Consider the following 15,718-nt stretch of genomic DNA (forward strand, 5'->3'; position numbering starts at 1 on the left):
TGCTACATTAACAACAATGTATTAAATGAAGTCTTAACATTAACAGGCCGAAAAATTAACATTGAAGCGGCTGAAGAAATATATTATGGCTTAATTGACAGCTTTGAGATATTAAATGAATATAATATCTTCAATTACACCGCCAAAACCTTTGATATATTCAAAAGGATTGTTGGACCAAATAGCAAAAAGACAAAATTAAGCTTTACCGATTCAAGCATCATTTTAACAATGCAAGAATCAAAAATCACTGATTTAGTTAGCTTTGATCAGCAATTCAAATATTTCAATAAAATCAATTTAATCGGTTTGAATTATTTATAACATACTTAAACCTAACACCAAAAATTAATTAATTAATTAATTAATTTAATAAAATAAAATTTTGAAAAACATTTACCTAACTACACAATCATCATTAACTCTCTCTTGATTTCCCTAAAGTACCAAACTACAAACTGTTCGTATAAAACAAAATTATATATAATAACAAATTAGATAATAATATCAATTCATAGATAACAGTATCCATGAATAAAAAAACTTTAATAAAAGGTTGAAATTATGAAAGCAAACGCACAAAAAATAGCTGATGGAGTATACTGGATTGGTGTACTCGATTGGGACTTAAGAACCTACCACGGTTACACCTTAGACGGAACCACCTACAATGCATACATTGTATTCGGTGAAGACGAAGTAGCAATCATCGATAACGCTTATCCTGGAAAAACCAAAGAAATGATGGCACGTATCGATGACGCTTTCGCTCAAGAAGGAAGAGAAGTCAAAGTTGACTACATCATCCAAAACCACGTTGAAAAAGACCATTCAGGAGTATTGGTGGACTTACACAAAAGATTCCCAGAAGCACCTATCTACTGTACCAAAATTGCAGTAAACGGTCTTTTAAAACACTATCCTGCTTTAGAAGGCGCTGAATTCATCACTGTAGGAACCGGTGACTCCTTAGATGTTGGCGGAAGAACTTTAGCATTCTTAGATGCATTCCTATTGCACTGGCCTGACAGCATGTTCACATTACTTGCAGATGAAACCGGAATTTTATTCCCTAACGACGCATTCGGTCAACACTTATGTTTCACACAAAGATTCTCTGATGAAATCCCTGAATATGTTCTAATGGATGCGGCTCAAAAGTTCTATGCTAACTTAATCACCCCACTCTCAAAATTAGTTCTCAAAAAACTAAATGAAGTAGTTGAATTAGGTTTATTAGACTCCATTAAAATGATTGCACCATCACACGGTCAAATCTGGACTGACCCAATGCAAATCATCGGAGCTTACCAAAACTGGGCAACCGGCGTATGTGAAGACAAAATCACAATCATTTACGATACCATGCACTACTCAACCCAGCAAATGGCTCACGAAATTGCAGAAGGTGCAATGTCTGAAGGCTATGATGTTGAAATCTTCTTCCTGCACGAAGATGAAAGGTCTGAAATCGTCAAAAGTATCCTGACCAGTAAAGGAATTGCTGTAGGTGACCCTACAATCAACGATGTGCCATACCCAAGTATCGGGGACATCATGTACTACCTCAAAGGATTATTATTCAACAGAACAGGTATCGTGAGAAAAGCTGTTACCTTCGGATCCATGGGTGGAAAAGGTGGAACACCTGCAATGCTTGCTGAAGAATTAAACAACTACGGATTTGATGTTGTAGACACTCAGGAAATCACATTCGTACCTACCGCTGAAGAAGACGAAACAAGCTACGAATTAGGTAAAAAATTAGCTCAAGCATGTAAAGAATTATAAAATGAAAGAATTTTACAATTCTTTCCCATTTTCTTTTTTTAAAATTAAATAAATCCGGCAACTATGCTGAATACAATAACCATCGCTAAAACTGCAGACAATGCATTTACAATCGGCTTGTAATACTGTTCTGACAATTTATAGCTTAATAATATCTCAAGCATGTAGCCTCCATCCAAAGGTTTGATTGGAAGCAGATTGAACAAACCAATTCCAAGGTTCAGCATTGCCACCCACTGGAAGAGGTCAACCAGTTCAAATAGTATCCATGGAATAGGTCCCAAACTGTCATCTGTCAGCTCGAAATGCTTGTTGGCCTGGATTCCGAAAAATCCTCTGGACTCGTTGTTCGGGTGTTTTGAAAGCGTAATGTGATAATTTCCCTGGTCCGTTTGAACCGAAATGTTGTCGCCCGGAGCAAACGAACTGACAACATTGACATATGCCTTTGAATCATTTATCTTTTGATTGTCAATGGCTTCAAGCACCATTCCTTCCTTTAAAATTCCGTCGGATGGTGAATCTGGAACGACTCTGCCTATCTCAATGCCGTCTTCAGCAAAGTAGTTTGGAATTCCGGCAGCACATAAGGACACAAGCATTATAGCAATGGCCGCAAGAGTAACATTTGCAATTGATCCTGCCGCATAAACCCTTAGCCTTGAAATCCTTTTGGCTTCCTTCAGCTTATCCTCATCGGGCTCTACAAATGCTCCCGGAAGTATTATAAACAACATGAGCCCAATTGACTTGATTGGTATCTTTTCTCCAATGGCCTGGATACCGTGTGAAAATTCGTGAACAATCAAAACGGTGGCCAGTCCTATCAGACCATATACAAAGGGAACGTAGATCTGTGAACCCGGAATATCAACACCAGGTATCACTATCGAAACGCTTGGCGTTTCAAAAACAGTCGGTAATGTGGGTAATAGAGTATATGTAATGAATATCATGGCCCCATAAGCCACAATAATACCTATATTCATATACCATCGCCAGAATCTTGGTGACAGGTTGTTGATTTTGGATATCAGTCCCCTTAGCCTTTGGGTTTTCCACATTATGACTGGAAAGCTAAGCTCAACCCCATGATTTGATAATCTTTCATGAAATATTCCGACCAATATCCAGATGACAGCAAAGGCTATCAAATAATAATAAATACCATTCATTAAAATGCCTCTTTACCTACCAAAGTAATGAATCAAAGAAGACAACATCAACTATATCATCCTTCTGGTATCCTTCATCATTTTCGTCTATTATGATATAGCTGTTCGCCTCAACCATTGAACGAATAATGCCAGAACCTCTATTCAGCACATGCTTTGCATGCTCCTCATCACTGACCGCACGGATGAAATCTGTCCTGCCCAATTGTGAAGGTATCTTAAGCTGTGATGTTCTTTTAACTATATTAAAATCAAATGCCCTTCCCTGCATTTCAAAGAGATACTTTCTTGCAAACATGTCAAACTGGGACATTGCGGCAACTGGCTGGCCTGAAAATGTGAAAATCACCTTGTCATTGACAATGCCTGCACCTGCAGGTTTGCCTGGCCTTATTGCAACACCATGGAACAGTATCTCACCGATATCACCAACCACATCCAAAACAACATCTCCCTTACTGATTGCAGTTCCTCCAGTAGTCATGATAACATCATAATCCTTGGAAGCATCCAAAATGGCTTCCCTTACCTCATCAAAGGTATCGCCGGCACGGCCAATGTCACATATTGCTCCGGAATCCTCAACCATCGCCTTGATAGTGAATTGATTTGAATTGATGATTTTAGCCTTGTCGATTTCCTCTTTGGTCGGCTCGACAAGCTCGTTTCCGGTAATGATTATTTTGACCCTAGGCTTTTTGAATACCTTTACGGTATCATATCCCGCAGAGGCTATGAGACCCAGTTCCTGATATCTGATGAAAGTGTTTTTGTCCAGTATTTTCTGGCCCTTCTCGATGTCCTCAGACTTTGGAGAGACATTTTCACCGGGAGTGACCTGTGAATAGATAGTCAAGTCATCCCCATCGGTTGTTGTGTATTCCTTCATCAAAACGGCATTTGCCCCATCAGGGATAGGAGCGCCTGTAGCTATCACTATAGCCTCATTTTGATTAACGGTTGTAGATGAAAAATCACCGGCACCGATTGCATCGACAATCTTGAACTGCTTTGGCGCTGACTGTCCAGCACCGAAGGTGTCCTCTGCAATGAGTGCAAACCCGTCCATAGCTGATTTATCAAAAGGCGGTGAATCATGAAATGCTATTATATCTTCAGCCAAAACCCTTTTGTGGGCATCGTGGATGGAAATCTCTTCAATCTCAGTTAGCTTCTGATTGTCAGAGATCATATTTTGAGCATTCTTTAATGAATCAAGCTTTGATAAGAACATTCAACTCCCCCAAGCCAATCATGCCATGTATTTTTCAATAACGCCATGATATGCATTATCCAAGTCTTCAAAGCTGAATTCATGATCGTTTACATTCAATGAAGTGCCTTTAACTTCACCGATGACCTCACAAGGAACATCTATTTGCGCTAAAATGTCGTCCAGTGCATCTGCTTTGACAGTTAACAAGTACCTTGCATGACTTTCTGAGTACAGCAATTGAATTTTATCCAATTCATCATCTTTTAAGGTCACGTCACATCCTAATCCTGATTTGATGACCATTTCTGATAATGCAACTGCAAGACCACCTGCAGACACGTCGTGCACTGCAGTGATGTTTTTGTCCTTGTCATTGGAGATTAAATCCAAAACGGTTTGACCGTTTGCAACTTCCTCATCGATTCTGATTCTTGGAGCGGTACCCTTTTCAAGGTTATGAATGGTTCTGTGATATTCTGAACCTGTAAGCTCATCATAGGTTTTACCTATTAATATGATTTTGTCTCCTTCGTTTTTGAAGTCCATGGTCCTTATGTTTTCAATGTCCTCAACACCAATAACACCAACAGCAGGTGTCGGATTGATTTTGATTCCTTCGGTTTCATTGTAGAAACTTACGTTTCCGCTGATGACCGGTGCGTTGAAGTTTTCAGCAACAAGTGCCATTCCTTCAATTGCTGTTTTGAATTGCCATAGGATTTCAGGAGTTTCAGGGTTTCCGAAGTTCAGACAGTCAACGACTGCATAAGGGGTTGCTCCCATTGAGATTACGTTTCTGATAGCTTCGGCAACACAACCTGCGGCTCCGTCGAATGGAGATAATTTTGTGTGAATTGTATTTGAATCTGTAGTAAGAGCAATTGCAGTATTTTCATCGATTCTGAGTACTGCAGCATCGTCTCCAGGTTTTACAACAGTTCTGACCTGAACTTCATGGTCATATTGTTTGTAAACCCATTCTTTTGAAGCTATGTTTGGAGAGGATAATAATTTTGGTAAGGATTCGTAAACACCAGGTTCCTTAAGCTCGATTTTTTCTGTATCTTCTGGTATTTCCTTAATCGGTCTGTCGATTGAAGGTGGATCTGCCAATAGTATTGTTGGCAAGTTAGCTATTTCCTCGCCTTCATCTGAAATGATCATGTTGTTTCCGTCAATGACCTCACCGATGACGGATGATGTGATTTCATGCTTGTCGCAGATTTCCTGTGCCAATTTAACATCGTCAGGGTTGATTACAAACACCATTCTTTCCTGTGACTCTGAAAGCATGATTTCATAAGGTGTCATTCCGGTTTCCCTTAAAGGAATCGCCTGCAAGTCGACTAAAGCACCATTGCTGGAGGAATCCACCAATTCTGAAATACAGCATGTGAGACCTCCACCACCTAAATCCTTAACACCGCTGACATTGATTTTTTCCAATATTTCCAGGGATGCTTCAAGAACTCTTTTCTTGGTGAATGGGTCAGCTACCTGTACAGCAGGCCTGTCTTCAGTTTCTGAATCTGAAGTAAGCTCTTCTGATGCAAAAGTAACACCATGAATTCCGTCACGGCCGGTTGTTCCGCCCATCAAAAGGAATACATCGCCTATGTTTGGAGCCTGTGCCCTTACGATTTTGTCCTTTTCAACAAGACCGACGCACATTACATTGACGAGAGGGTTTGTCCTGAATGATTCGTCGAATTCTATTTCACCGGCGACGGTAGGAACACCGACACGGTTACCATAATCGGAAATTCCCTTTACAACATGTTCAAACAAGTATCTTGATTTTTGGTCTTCTTCCAAAGGTCCGAATCTTAAGGAGTCAAGAAGTGCAATAGGCATGGCTCCCATGGATATGATATCCCTTAATATTCCGCCTATACCGGTACCTGCTCCTCCGTATGGTTCAATAGCTGATGGGTGGTTGTGTGATTCCATACCCACTGCTAATGCATACTTATCGGTTACGCTTACAAGTCCTGCATCGTCACCCGGACCTAAGATAATGTTTTCCCCTTCGGTTGGAAAAGCCCTTAAAAATGGTCTGCTGCTTTTGTATGAGCAATGTTCTGAAAACATTACATCAAGCATTCCTTCTTCCAATTCGTTCATTTCCCTGCCGAGGATTCCTTCAATATATTCAATTTCAGAGTCAGCTAAAGTCATGTTAAACACCTTATTTTTTAATTGAAATAACTACTTTTTCTCCTTCGATATCCCATTCTTTGGTATAATCCTTTGAATCTTTATTGCATTCTTCTGTATCGGTAATAATTAAGCTTTTAGCCCTGATTTCATGAGAGATCACTTCAGACTGAGGCACAATCAAGTCTTTGAATTCGGTTGATGTCTCCACATCCACGTTGATGTTTGCCTCAACGTCAAGGTCCAATTCCTTTCTCATGTCCTGAACCCTTCTGATGAGTTCACGGGCCATGGCTTCCTGTCTGATTTCCAATGTGATATTGGTATTTACAAATACATTACCGCCTTCAAATTCTGATGAAACGAAATCGTCCGGAAGTTCTGAATCGAACAATACCTCTTCAGAGTTCAATTCTATTCCTTCGATTGTTACGCTGCCGTTTGCTTCGAGGTCAGCCTTGATTTGATTTCCATCAGCAGTCTTTAGGCCTTTGACTACTTTTCCCATGTCTCCTTTGAGTTTAGGGCCTAAAATCTTGAGGTTAGGCTTTGCATTGTATGATAATTTTTCAAATTCACTGGCACATAAAACATCTTTTGTATTGGACTGGTCCTTGATGATGTCTGTCAGCTCTTCAATAGCCTTTAATACGTCTTCATCTTCAGATACAACTGTAATATCTGAAACCGGCCATCTCAATTTGTATTGTGCCATGTCCCTTGCTCTGATTGACGCTTCGATGACTTCACGGGCAACGTCCATTTTGGCTTCGAGTTCATCATCGATTGCATCCTCGTCATAACCCCAGTCAAGCATATGGATACTCTCTGGCGCTTCAGGGTTTACGCCCTTAACAAGGTTTTCATAGATTTCTTCACAAACGTGTGGAGCAATCGGACATAATACAGTTATGAGTTTTACAAGTGCAGTGTATAGGCTGTAATAAGCGCCCAATTTGTCAGGGTCATCGCTTTCAACCCATGTCCTTCCACGGATGAGCCTTACATACCAGCGGCTCAAGTCTTCAAGTATGAAGTTGTTGATTTTTCTGGTTGCCTTGTGGAAGAATAGCTTATCGAGATCTTCAGCAACTTCCTTGATCAATGAGTTTGCCTTTGAGATAATCCATTTATCTTCTGAGCGCAAGATCATGTCGTCTTCGGTCAGTCCTACAGGATTGAAGTCATCAAGTGACATGTAGGTTGTTGAGAATACGTAGACGTTCCATAGGATGTTGAACATCTTGTTGATGTTTAACAATTCCTCCCATACGAACTTGAGGTCGTCCCATGGCTTTGAAGCCCATAACAGGTAGAACCTTAAAACGTCCGCTCCGTACTTTTCGATTACCTCTTCGGGAGCGACAACGTTACCCAATGACTTGGACATCTTGTTTCCGTTCTCATCAAGAACGAATCCGTGCATCAGTACTTTCTGGTATGGGCTTTGGCCCATTGCAATCACTCCGGTACCGAGCTGTGAGTAGAACCATCCTCTGGTCTGGTCGTGACCTTCAGTGATGAAGTCATAAGGGAACCAGTCTTCGAATTTCTCCTTCTCTTCAGGGTAGTATAGTGAAGCCCATCCGGCTACACCGGAGTCGATCCATACGTCCAATACGTCAGGAATTCTTTTTATGGTTTGGCCACATTTGTCACATTTCACTTCAACTTCATCCACATATGGCCTGTGAATAAGCTCTGAGTCGCTTACATTAATTTCATTTAAGGATTCTTCTTTCAATTCATCCAAGGAACCGATTACTTTGAGTTCTCCACAGTCAGGACATTCCCAAATTGGTATTGGAATACCCCAGTACCTTTGTCTTGAGATTGTCCAGTCACGGGCATTGTCTACCCAATCGTAGAACCTTCCTTCTCCAGCCCATTTAGGAACCCATTCAACTTTTCCGATTTCATCCAACATTTTCTGTTTGATGTCGGTTACCTTAAGGAACCACTGTTTGGTTGCACGATAAATGATTGGGGTTTTGCATCTCCAGCATACTCCGTATCTGTGTTCAATGGTTTCTGAATGATACATTAATCCTTTTTCTTCTAAATCCTTAATAATTTGAGTATTTTCATCTTTTGTAAATTTGCCATCATATTTACCGGCATCTTCGGTGAAGCATCCGTCTTCACCTACCGGGCAGAATATAGGAAGTCCATTAGCATGACCCACTTCAAAATCGTCCGGACCGTGTCCTGGTGCTGTGTGTACAAGACCTGTACCTTCACCCAGCTCTACATGGTCACCAGGCAGGATTGTGTGTACCTTTTCAATTTCTGAGTCAAATTCCATCTGTTTTGGAATTTCATCTGCTAAAATATAGTCATAGGACTTACCAAGTAAGTCTTCACCTTTGACTGTTTTAATTATTTCATACATTACCTCTTCTTCTTCGATGATTTTGTCTTCCTCATCATCATTTTCAGCAGGTATTTTGGTCCTATGGATTTTGATGCGTTTTCCTAAAACGTCCTCCATAAGGTTTTCAGCAATGATATAGGTCACTCCATCCTTTGCAACATAAACATAGTCAAATTCAGGGTTTACACAAATTGCAAGGTTTGCCGGAAGTGTCCATGGAGTTGTTGTCCAAACCAGGAAATAGGTATCCTCTTCACCGGTGACTGGGAATTTAATGTAAATTGAAGGGTCTTCCTTCTCTTCATATTCGATTTCTGCGGCAGCAAGAGCTGTTCCACAATGCGGACACCAGCTGATAACCCTTTGGTCGTTTAAAAGTAAATCCTGTTCGTTTGCTCTTTTAAGCATCCACCATGAGGATTCCATATACTTTGGATCCAGTGTCATGTATGGGTCATCCCAGTCCATCCAAACTCCCAAATCGTCAAATTCCTTTTCCATTGCAATCTTATTTTCAATTGCGAACTCACGACATTTATCGACGAATTTATCAATACCGATTTCTTCGATTTCCTGTTTGGATTGAATGCCCATAAGGTGTTCTACCTTGTTCTCGATTGGAAGTCCGTGCATATCCCATCCGGCCTGTCTTCTTAAGCTGAATCCGTTCATGGATTTGTATCTCAAGTAGGAATCCTTGATGATTTTGTTCCATGCTGTTCCCAAGTGGATTTTACCACTACAGTATGGCGGACCGTCTAAAAATGAATATCTTGGACCTTTCTCTCTTAGTTCATTGACTTTAGCAAAAGTTTCTTCTTCTTTCCAGAATTTTTGAACCTTTTTTTCTATCTTATCATGATCGTATGATTTATCTGCCTCTTTTATTGGCATTTTTTAACTCCTTAATATATGATGACTTGATACCTTTTGCCGATAGCATCATTTATATTGCCGTTAGAACCAAAATCTCTGATATTAATTCGATTTGGTAATAATAACAATATTACCATGTTATCCACAAACATATCAATTAATTTACAATATATATCTTTTTGTTTTAGATAATAAATAAAGGTTATTATATATAGTGAAAATTGAGAAAATAGAAGTTGTTTTAATCGTAATTAAAAGGAATTCCTATGAAATTATTTGACGGCAAATAGAATTCCTGCAATTATTTCAAGCTGCATTTGCATTAACGTTAATGGTTATGAAATCTGAAAAGAGATGCTCCTAAAACTACATATAATACTAACTTAATATATTAATTCATGAGCTTTCACAGAAAATACAATTCACTTTTTAAGTTAGTAGACAACTCAATGAAACTTTATAAAATCTATAAAAAGAAAAAACAGGAAGAGAAGAAGAAAAAATGAGAATAATCTACTGGAATGACTTTAACTGTCCAAATTCTTATATCGGATTGGTCAGACTGAAATGGGCAACCGATGAACTGGATTTGGATGTTGAATGGGAAATGAAGCCATTCGAGCTTTACCCAACCCTATTCGATGAACCAATCAATTCAATAACCACTCAAAACATCATAAAGTACGGCATTACTCCTGAAGATGCCAAAGCCCAGATTGAAGAAACAGAAAAGATTGCTCTAAATGACGGGCTTAAGATAAACTATAAGGACATTCAGTTAACTTCATCCAGAAACGCCCACAGATTGGTCAAATATGTCCAAAAAAAGCATCCAAACATTTCGCAGGATCTTATTTTCAAAATTTTTGAAGCCAATTTCATAGACAACAGGATAATAGCCAATATCGATACCCTAGTTGAAATTGCTTCCGAGTTAGGCTTGGATGATATTGAAATTAGAAATATGCTTGAAAGCGATTCCTATGACTTTGAAGTACGAGTTGAAGAGGAAGAAGCAATAGTTATGGGTGTTGAAGCAATACCACTCTACTTTTTAAATATTTCCGAAGAGCAGCTGGTCGTGCCGGGAGCCTTTGAAAAGGAAGATTTCAAGATAGCACTTGTGGACTTGATGAATGGTGAAATCGCATCAAAATCATACCTTTAAGTCAATATTGATTTTAAGTTGTTAAAAACTTAAATAATTTAATATATGATATTAATTCATGGAAATAATATATGCAGATACTTTTTTTAAACGTTTCAAGGGTTTGATGGGAAAAAAGAATTTTGATCATGTTCTGGTTTTCACAAACCTCACCGATTCAGGCATCCACACAATGTTCATGCGATTTGAAATCGATGTTTATTTCGCTGATGAAAAGGGAATGATTTTTGAAAAGGCAACATTAAAACCGTGGAAATTTTACAGACCAAAAAAGCAGGCAAAATGGATTTTAGAAGCAAAAAAAGGATTGTTAAAAATAAAAATAGGAGATTATCTAGATTTTATCTAGAATCTCATCTGGAGTTTCGAAAATTTTGATATTGTCAATGCCTTCTAATTTACGGGTATTTTCAATATCGATGTCTCTCATATAGATTGTAATGATTTTGCCTTCAGAAATTGCATCATTCGGACAGGTGTTCCTGCACAATCCGCAGCCGATGCATTTTGTCAAATCGATTTCGGAATGTGGAATGATAGCGCCCTGCTCGCAAGCCAAAGCCGCTACGCAGTCATCGCAGCCTTCACATTTTGACAGCTCCATCTTTGATGGCAAGACTGTATCGATTGGCCCTGGATGAATATCCACAGGAACCATATAGACTGGAACGGCACCTTTTCCGGCTTGTGCCACGGCATTTGTCACCAAAGTGTCTGCAATTCCATAGACAATCTTTGAAACGGTGTTTGCTGTTGCCGGTGAAACGATCAATAGGTCGTATTTGCCTAAGGACAGACGGCCTGTAATTGGATATGAGAATTTTTGGTTTGAATCAGTGGCGAGCTCACGGTATTTCCCGCCAGTTATGCTGACAACGCTTTCATAAAGCCCATACATCTTTAGGACTTCCTCGGCTGCCCCTGACAGGAATACGGTAACTTCATGTTTTTTTGCTAATTTCAAAGCAAGTTGCACTGATTCTCTTAGTAAATGACCAGCACCGGTAAATGCAAATGCGATTCTCATTTTAATCTAATCTGTGATATTGGTAAGCTTCTCTGTCGGAGAATGCATAATCGAGTTTTGTGTATTGGTTCATGAACTCGGCAACTTCATCGGCGATGTCTTCCTTATCGACTGCGACACGTCTGATGAATTCTGCAACCTCATCCATCTCTTTTTCCTTCAATCCTCTTCTTGTGATTTCCTGGGTACCTATCCTGATACCGGATGGGTCGTCGGAGTTGTCACGGTCATCTCCAGGAAGGAGGTTTTTGTTTAAGATAACATTGTTGTCAGCCAATTCCTTAGCGATGTCGGAAGCTGATCTGATGTTGGTCAAGTCAACTGCAATTTGGTGGGACTGTGTGAATCCTAAGTCTTCACATAATACGTTGAATCCTCTTTCATACATTGCCTGACCTAATGCCTGAGCGTTTTTGATGGTCTGTTTTGCGTAAGCTTCACCGAATTCGAGCATTTCAGCTGTTGCAATACCTAAACCTAAGAGGTGGTGCAAGTGGTGGTTACTTACGACACCAGGGAACACCGCATTGTCGATTACTTCTTCGTTTTCTTTGTGTGAGAGAATGATTCCTCCTTGTGGACCAGGGAATGTCTTGTGGGTACTTCCCATCATCAGGTCTGCACCTTCTTTAAGAGGTTGCTGGAATTGTCCTCCTGCAATAAGACCCAATACGTGTGCACCGTCGTACATGATAGTAGCTCCAACCTCGTCAGCAGCTTCACGTGCTTCCTTGATTGGGTGTGGGAATAAGAATAAGCTTCCACCGAACAGTACTATTTTTGGCTTTTCCTCTAAAATCTTCTTGTTCATGGCATCGATGTCGATGTTCATTACGTTCTTGTCCAATGGGTGGAAAACTGTTTTGAGTCCACGGATACCTGCAGCGCTGACGTCTGCGTGGGATATGTGACCTCCGGAAGGTACTTCCAAAGCCATTACCTTTTCGCCAGGTTTTGCAAAACCAAAGAATGCTGCGAGGTTTGCTGTTACGCCTGAAACAGGCTGGACGTTTGCATAGTCACAGTCATATAATTTGCATGAAAGCTTTTTGGTCTTATCTTCAACAAGGTCGACGTATTGGCATCCTTCGTAGAACCTTTCGAATGCTTGTCCTTCTGCGTATCTGTGAGCAAAATCAGTTGCTAGCGCTTCTGTAACTTCTACGCTTGTTACGTTTTCAGAAGCGATCATATTGATACTGTTTCTCATATATTCTGTATGTTTCTTTGCTATATCTTCAAAGTTTAAAATTTCGTCATGATAATTAGCCATTTACTACACCTAATATCCAATTATATATTTATGATTTAATTTTTGTTTATCTTCTAATATAAGATTTATGAAAAACAAATAGTTGAAAGCATTTTAACAAGTTCACATAAATAGTTATTTATAGTTAGAATTTTAAACTATAGTTAGGAAGTGATACAATGGTTAGTGTAACAAGCATATATGATAAATTCCAAACTGTCATACCCGTTGAAGTCAGAAAGGAATTCAATCTCGATAAATCCTATAAGATTGAATGGAAAATAACTGATAACGGCAAAGTTGAATTGGAATTCATAAAGGAACTGAGTTTGGACGATATGGTTGGAAGATACTCAACAGAAGAACCGATAGACTCCGTCAAATTGAAACATGATTTTAAAAATGGAAAAATCTGAAATTAGGAAAAACTTAAATAGTTAGGTGATAAGATGAATATCGGCAAGAAAAGTAAAACAAAAAATGAAGCTAAACTTAGTTTAAAAGATATGATTGGCAGATACAAATCTATAGAACCTATCAACTGTGTAGATTTAATGCATAAATTGAAATAGGGGCGTTTTAACTTGTATTTCTTAGACACCACATTCATAGTCGGATTGCTTGTATCCACTGATCAATGGCATGAGCCGGCGGTTGAAATTTATAACCAGATTAAAAATGATGAGTTGGTTATCTCAAAATTGGTAATAGCTGAAACCATAAGCATATTAAAAAATAAGCTAAGCACAAAGGATATCCGTGAAATCTACAGAAATTTGCCCAACATGTTTAAAATAATCGAAGACACCGCATTTTTTGATGATGCAATGGAAATATTCATCAAATACGATTCAGAAATATCATTTTTTGATTCCATGTATATCTTCCTAATGAAAAATGAAAATATTTTGAAACTGGTAAGCTTTGACCATGACTTTGACAGGGTTGATGGGATTATCAGAATCCATTAATCCCATTTTTTGAATTGATTTTTTAATGGTGTTTTCAAAACCAAAATTAAATAAAGCATAAAAATAAATGCAACAAGTAAAAATATTATTCCACCTGTAAAAATAGACATTACTCCAAAACCATCAACCAAAAATCCTCCGATTGCAATACCAAGTGCGATTCCACCGTTCAAAACGCTTAGAAATATGCCATTGGCAAGTTCTGGTGTGTCGGGCAGCACCGATGCCTCGATGTATTGAATCAGGTTATAGCCCATACCATCCAATATACCGAATATCAAAATCAATATCAAGACAGGAATGAGATAATTAGCAAAGGCATACATTCCAAGAAATACTGTTGCGCACACCAGCTGGAAAACTATCAATGTTGCCTTGTCCTTTTTTGCAATCATCTTTCCGCCCAGCCATGTGCCGAAAATGGATATGAGACCGTAGGCAAAAAGGAATATGCTCAGCCTGTATGTATAGACATGGCTGACTGTCTGCAGGAAGTATGGAATGTAGTTGTAGACTATGCTGGCGCCTATTGGCATCATTATGATTCCGACAGTGGCCAAAATGAATTCCTTTGATTTTAGACTGGACAGCGGCATTTCATAGCTTTTTGACTCGCCGGGAATTTTAGGGAAGAATATTGCAATCAATATCAATGTCATCAGATTGAAGAGGAAAATCCAGCTCATGGCGACTTGATATCCGAAAATTGTCCCCAATCCTGTTGTAATCGGCAATCCGACAATGCTTCCGATTGAAATGCCGAGAAGGATTCTTGTGATGTAGTCCTGCTCCTGATTTTCCGGCGCTATCTTTTCGCAGAAGGTCAAGGCGATTGCGATGAATGCCGGATAGAAGACCGCTGAAAGGATTCTGAAAAAGCTTGCAATGTAGATGTTGCCTGTGAAAATGATTACAAGGTTTGACACCGCAAAAATCCCAAGTATTGCGATGAATGTCCTTTTGATTTCGAACCTTGAAAACAGGACAGGTATGAATAGCCCTGTTACGGCAATCGTGAATGTGAAGGATGAAACGTATAATCCGGAAATGGCAATAGATGTGGCAAAATGCTTGGATATCTGTGATATCATTCCTATTATGCTCAATGGAGTGTTTATGCCCATTGTTGAAAGCATCAATATGTATAACAGTACTTTTGGATTATATTTCATGTTGAATTCCTCATTTAATAACAATAGTTATGTAAAAAATAGCATATATATTTTGAGAAATTCTGAATTTTAAAAAAAAGAAAAAAAAGAAATAGAGAAATTAATCTCTAAATCTATTTACCTAAGTCTTCAAGAGCAGCACTGATTTGTGCCATAATTTGCTCGGTTTTGAAGTGTTGTTGGTTCATTGCACCAGATGGACATGCACCTACACAAGTACCACATCCTTTACATAATGCGGAGTTAATTTGTGCAAATTCTTTTCCACCTACACCACTTGCGATTGAGATAGCATCGAATGGACATAATTCGACACATACTTGACAAGCACCACAAACGTTTTCGTCGTTGGATGCAATGATAGGTTCGATTTCTACTTCTCCTCTAGCCATTGGGATAGCTGCTCTGGATGCTGCAGCTGAACCTTGTGCTACGGAGTCAGGAATATCTTTAGGACCTTGTGCTACACCAGCAATGTAAACACCGTCAGTTAAGGTGTCAACAGGTCTGAGTTTAGGGTGAGCTTCCATGTAGAATCC

15 protein-coding genes are annotated in these 15,718 nt (G+C 39.2%); 7 read left to right on the plus strand and 8 right to left on the minus strand.

Annotated features, from left to right (window positions below; all coding sequences use genetic code 11):
- Together ACJMML_RS01460 and ACJMML_RS01465 are read left to right on the plus strand one after the other, a co-directional pair.
- Window positions 1-324 (plus strand): type II toxin-antitoxin system VapC family toxin (locus ACJMML_RS01460; protein WP_405305636.1); only part of this gene is annotated, 324 nt, incomplete at its 5' end.
- A 240-nt stretch (window positions 325-564) separates the two neighbouring features.
- On the plus strand, window positions 565-1,791 hold the full coding sequence (locus ACJMML_RS01465) for an FprA family A-type flavoprotein (protein ID WP_296880270.1): 1,227 nt from the start codon (window positions 565-567) through the stop codon (window positions 1,789-1,791).
- 44 nt (window positions 1,792-1,835) lie between these two features.
- Here the strand turns inward: ACJMML_RS01465 and ACJMML_RS01470 are convergent, their stop codons facing one another.
- Genes ACJMML_RS01470 through ileS form a run of 4 tightly spaced genes read right to left on the minus strand, consistent with a single transcriptional unit; the run spans window position 1,836 to window position 9,607 of the window.
- Entirely contained in the window at window positions 1,836-2,966 is a 1,131-nt protein-coding gene (locus tag ACJMML_RS01470; protein WP_405305637.1) for a site-2 protease family protein, read from the minus strand.
- Window positions 2,967-2,982: 16 nt separating this feature from the next.
- On the minus strand, window positions 2,983-4,200 hold the full coding sequence (glp, locus tag ACJMML_RS01475) for a gephyrin-like molybdotransferase Glp (RefSeq protein ID WP_405305638.1): 1,218 nt from the start codon (window positions 4,198-4,200) through the stop codon (window positions 2,983-2,985).
- An 18-nt stretch (window positions 4,201-4,218) separates the two neighbouring features.
- Window positions 4,219-6,360: a phosphoribosylformylglycinamidine synthase subunit PurL gene (purL, locus tag ACJMML_RS01480; protein ID WP_405305639.1), complete on the minus strand. Its 2,142-nt coding sequence runs from the start codon at window positions 6,358-6,360 to the stop codon at window positions 4,219-4,221.
- A gap of 10 nt (window positions 6,361-6,370) precedes the next feature.
- Window positions 6,371-9,607, minus strand: a complete 3,237-nt coding sequence (ileS, locus tag ACJMML_RS01485; RefSeq protein ID WP_405305640.1) for an isoleucine--tRNA ligase — start codon at window positions 9,605-9,607, stop codon at window positions 6,371-6,373.
- A 484-nt stretch (window positions 9,608-10,091) separates the two neighbouring features.
- Between ileS and ACJMML_RS01490 the strand changes: the two genes are divergently transcribed.
- On the plus strand, window positions 10,092-10,757 hold the full coding sequence (locus ACJMML_RS01490) for a DsbA family protein (protein WP_405305641.1): 666 nt from the start codon (window positions 10,092-10,094) through the stop codon (window positions 10,755-10,757).
- A gap of 58 nt (window positions 10,758-10,815) precedes the next feature.
- On the plus strand, window positions 10,816-11,106 hold the full coding sequence (locus ACJMML_RS01495) for a DUF192 domain-containing protein (RefSeq protein ID WP_405305642.1): 291 nt from the start codon (window positions 10,816-10,818) through the stop codon (window positions 11,104-11,106).
- Here the strand turns inward: ACJMML_RS01495 and ACJMML_RS01500 are convergent.
- Together ACJMML_RS01500 and glyA are read right to left on the minus strand one after the other, a co-directional pair.
- Window positions 11,092-11,784, minus strand: coding sequence for a dihydromethanopterin reductase (acceptor) (locus tag ACJMML_RS01500; protein WP_405305643.1), 693 nt, complete (start codon window positions 11,782-11,784; stop codon window positions 11,092-11,094). The two genes, ACJMML_RS01495 and ACJMML_RS01500, sit on opposite strands and share 15 nt — an antisense overlap.
- Before the next feature lies 1 nt (window position 11,785).
- Complete coding sequence (gene glyA / locus ACJMML_RS01505) at window positions 11,786-13,057, minus strand: serine hydroxymethyltransferase (RefSeq protein WP_405305644.1); 1,272 nt, start codon at window positions 13,055-13,057, stop codon at window positions 11,786-11,788.
- 158 nt (window positions 13,058-13,215) lie between these two features.
- Between glyA and ACJMML_RS01510 the strand changes: the two genes are divergently transcribed.
- Genes ACJMML_RS01510 through ACJMML_RS01520 form a run of 3 tightly spaced genes read left to right on the plus strand, consistent with a single transcriptional unit; the run spans window position 13,216 to window position 14,007 of the window.
- The gene (locus tag ACJMML_RS01510) at window positions 13,216-13,452 is read left to right on the plus strand and encodes a hypothetical protein (RefSeq protein ID WP_405305645.1); all 237 of its coding nucleotides are present in this window, start codon (window positions 13,216-13,218) and stop codon (window positions 13,450-13,452) included.
- A gap of 33 nt (window positions 13,453-13,485) precedes the next feature.
- Window positions 13,486-13,608 (plus strand): hypothetical protein, encoded by a 123-nt coding sequence (locus ACJMML_RS01515; RefSeq protein ID WP_405305646.1) that lies wholly within the window; start codon window positions 13,486-13,488, stop codon window positions 13,606-13,608.
- A gap of 12 nt (window positions 13,609-13,620) precedes the next feature.
- On the plus strand, window positions 13,621-14,007 hold the full coding sequence (locus tag ACJMML_RS01520; RefSeq protein WP_405305647.1) for a type II toxin-antitoxin system VapC family toxin: 387 nt from the start codon (window positions 13,621-13,623) through the stop codon (window positions 14,005-14,007).
- Here the strand turns inward: ACJMML_RS01520 and ACJMML_RS01525 are convergent.
- Together ACJMML_RS01525 and ACJMML_RS01530 are read right to left on the minus strand one after the other, a co-directional pair.
- Window positions 14,004-15,179, minus strand: coding sequence for an MFS transporter (locus ACJMML_RS01525; protein WP_405305648.1), 1,176 nt, complete (start codon window positions 15,177-15,179; stop codon window positions 14,004-14,006). The two genes, ACJMML_RS01520 and ACJMML_RS01525, sit on opposite strands and share 4 nt — an antisense overlap.
- A gap of 113 nt (window positions 15,180-15,292) precedes the next feature.
- Window positions 15,293-15,718, minus strand: a 426-nt coding sequence (locus ACJMML_RS01530) for a 4Fe-4S binding protein (protein ID WP_405305649.1), incomplete at its 5' end; no start/stop codon positions are given.

This window comes from Methanobrevibacter sp., from assembly GCF_045130115.1.
Lineage (GTDB): Archaea > Methanobacteriota > Methanobacteria > Methanobacteriales > Methanobacteriaceae > Methanocatella.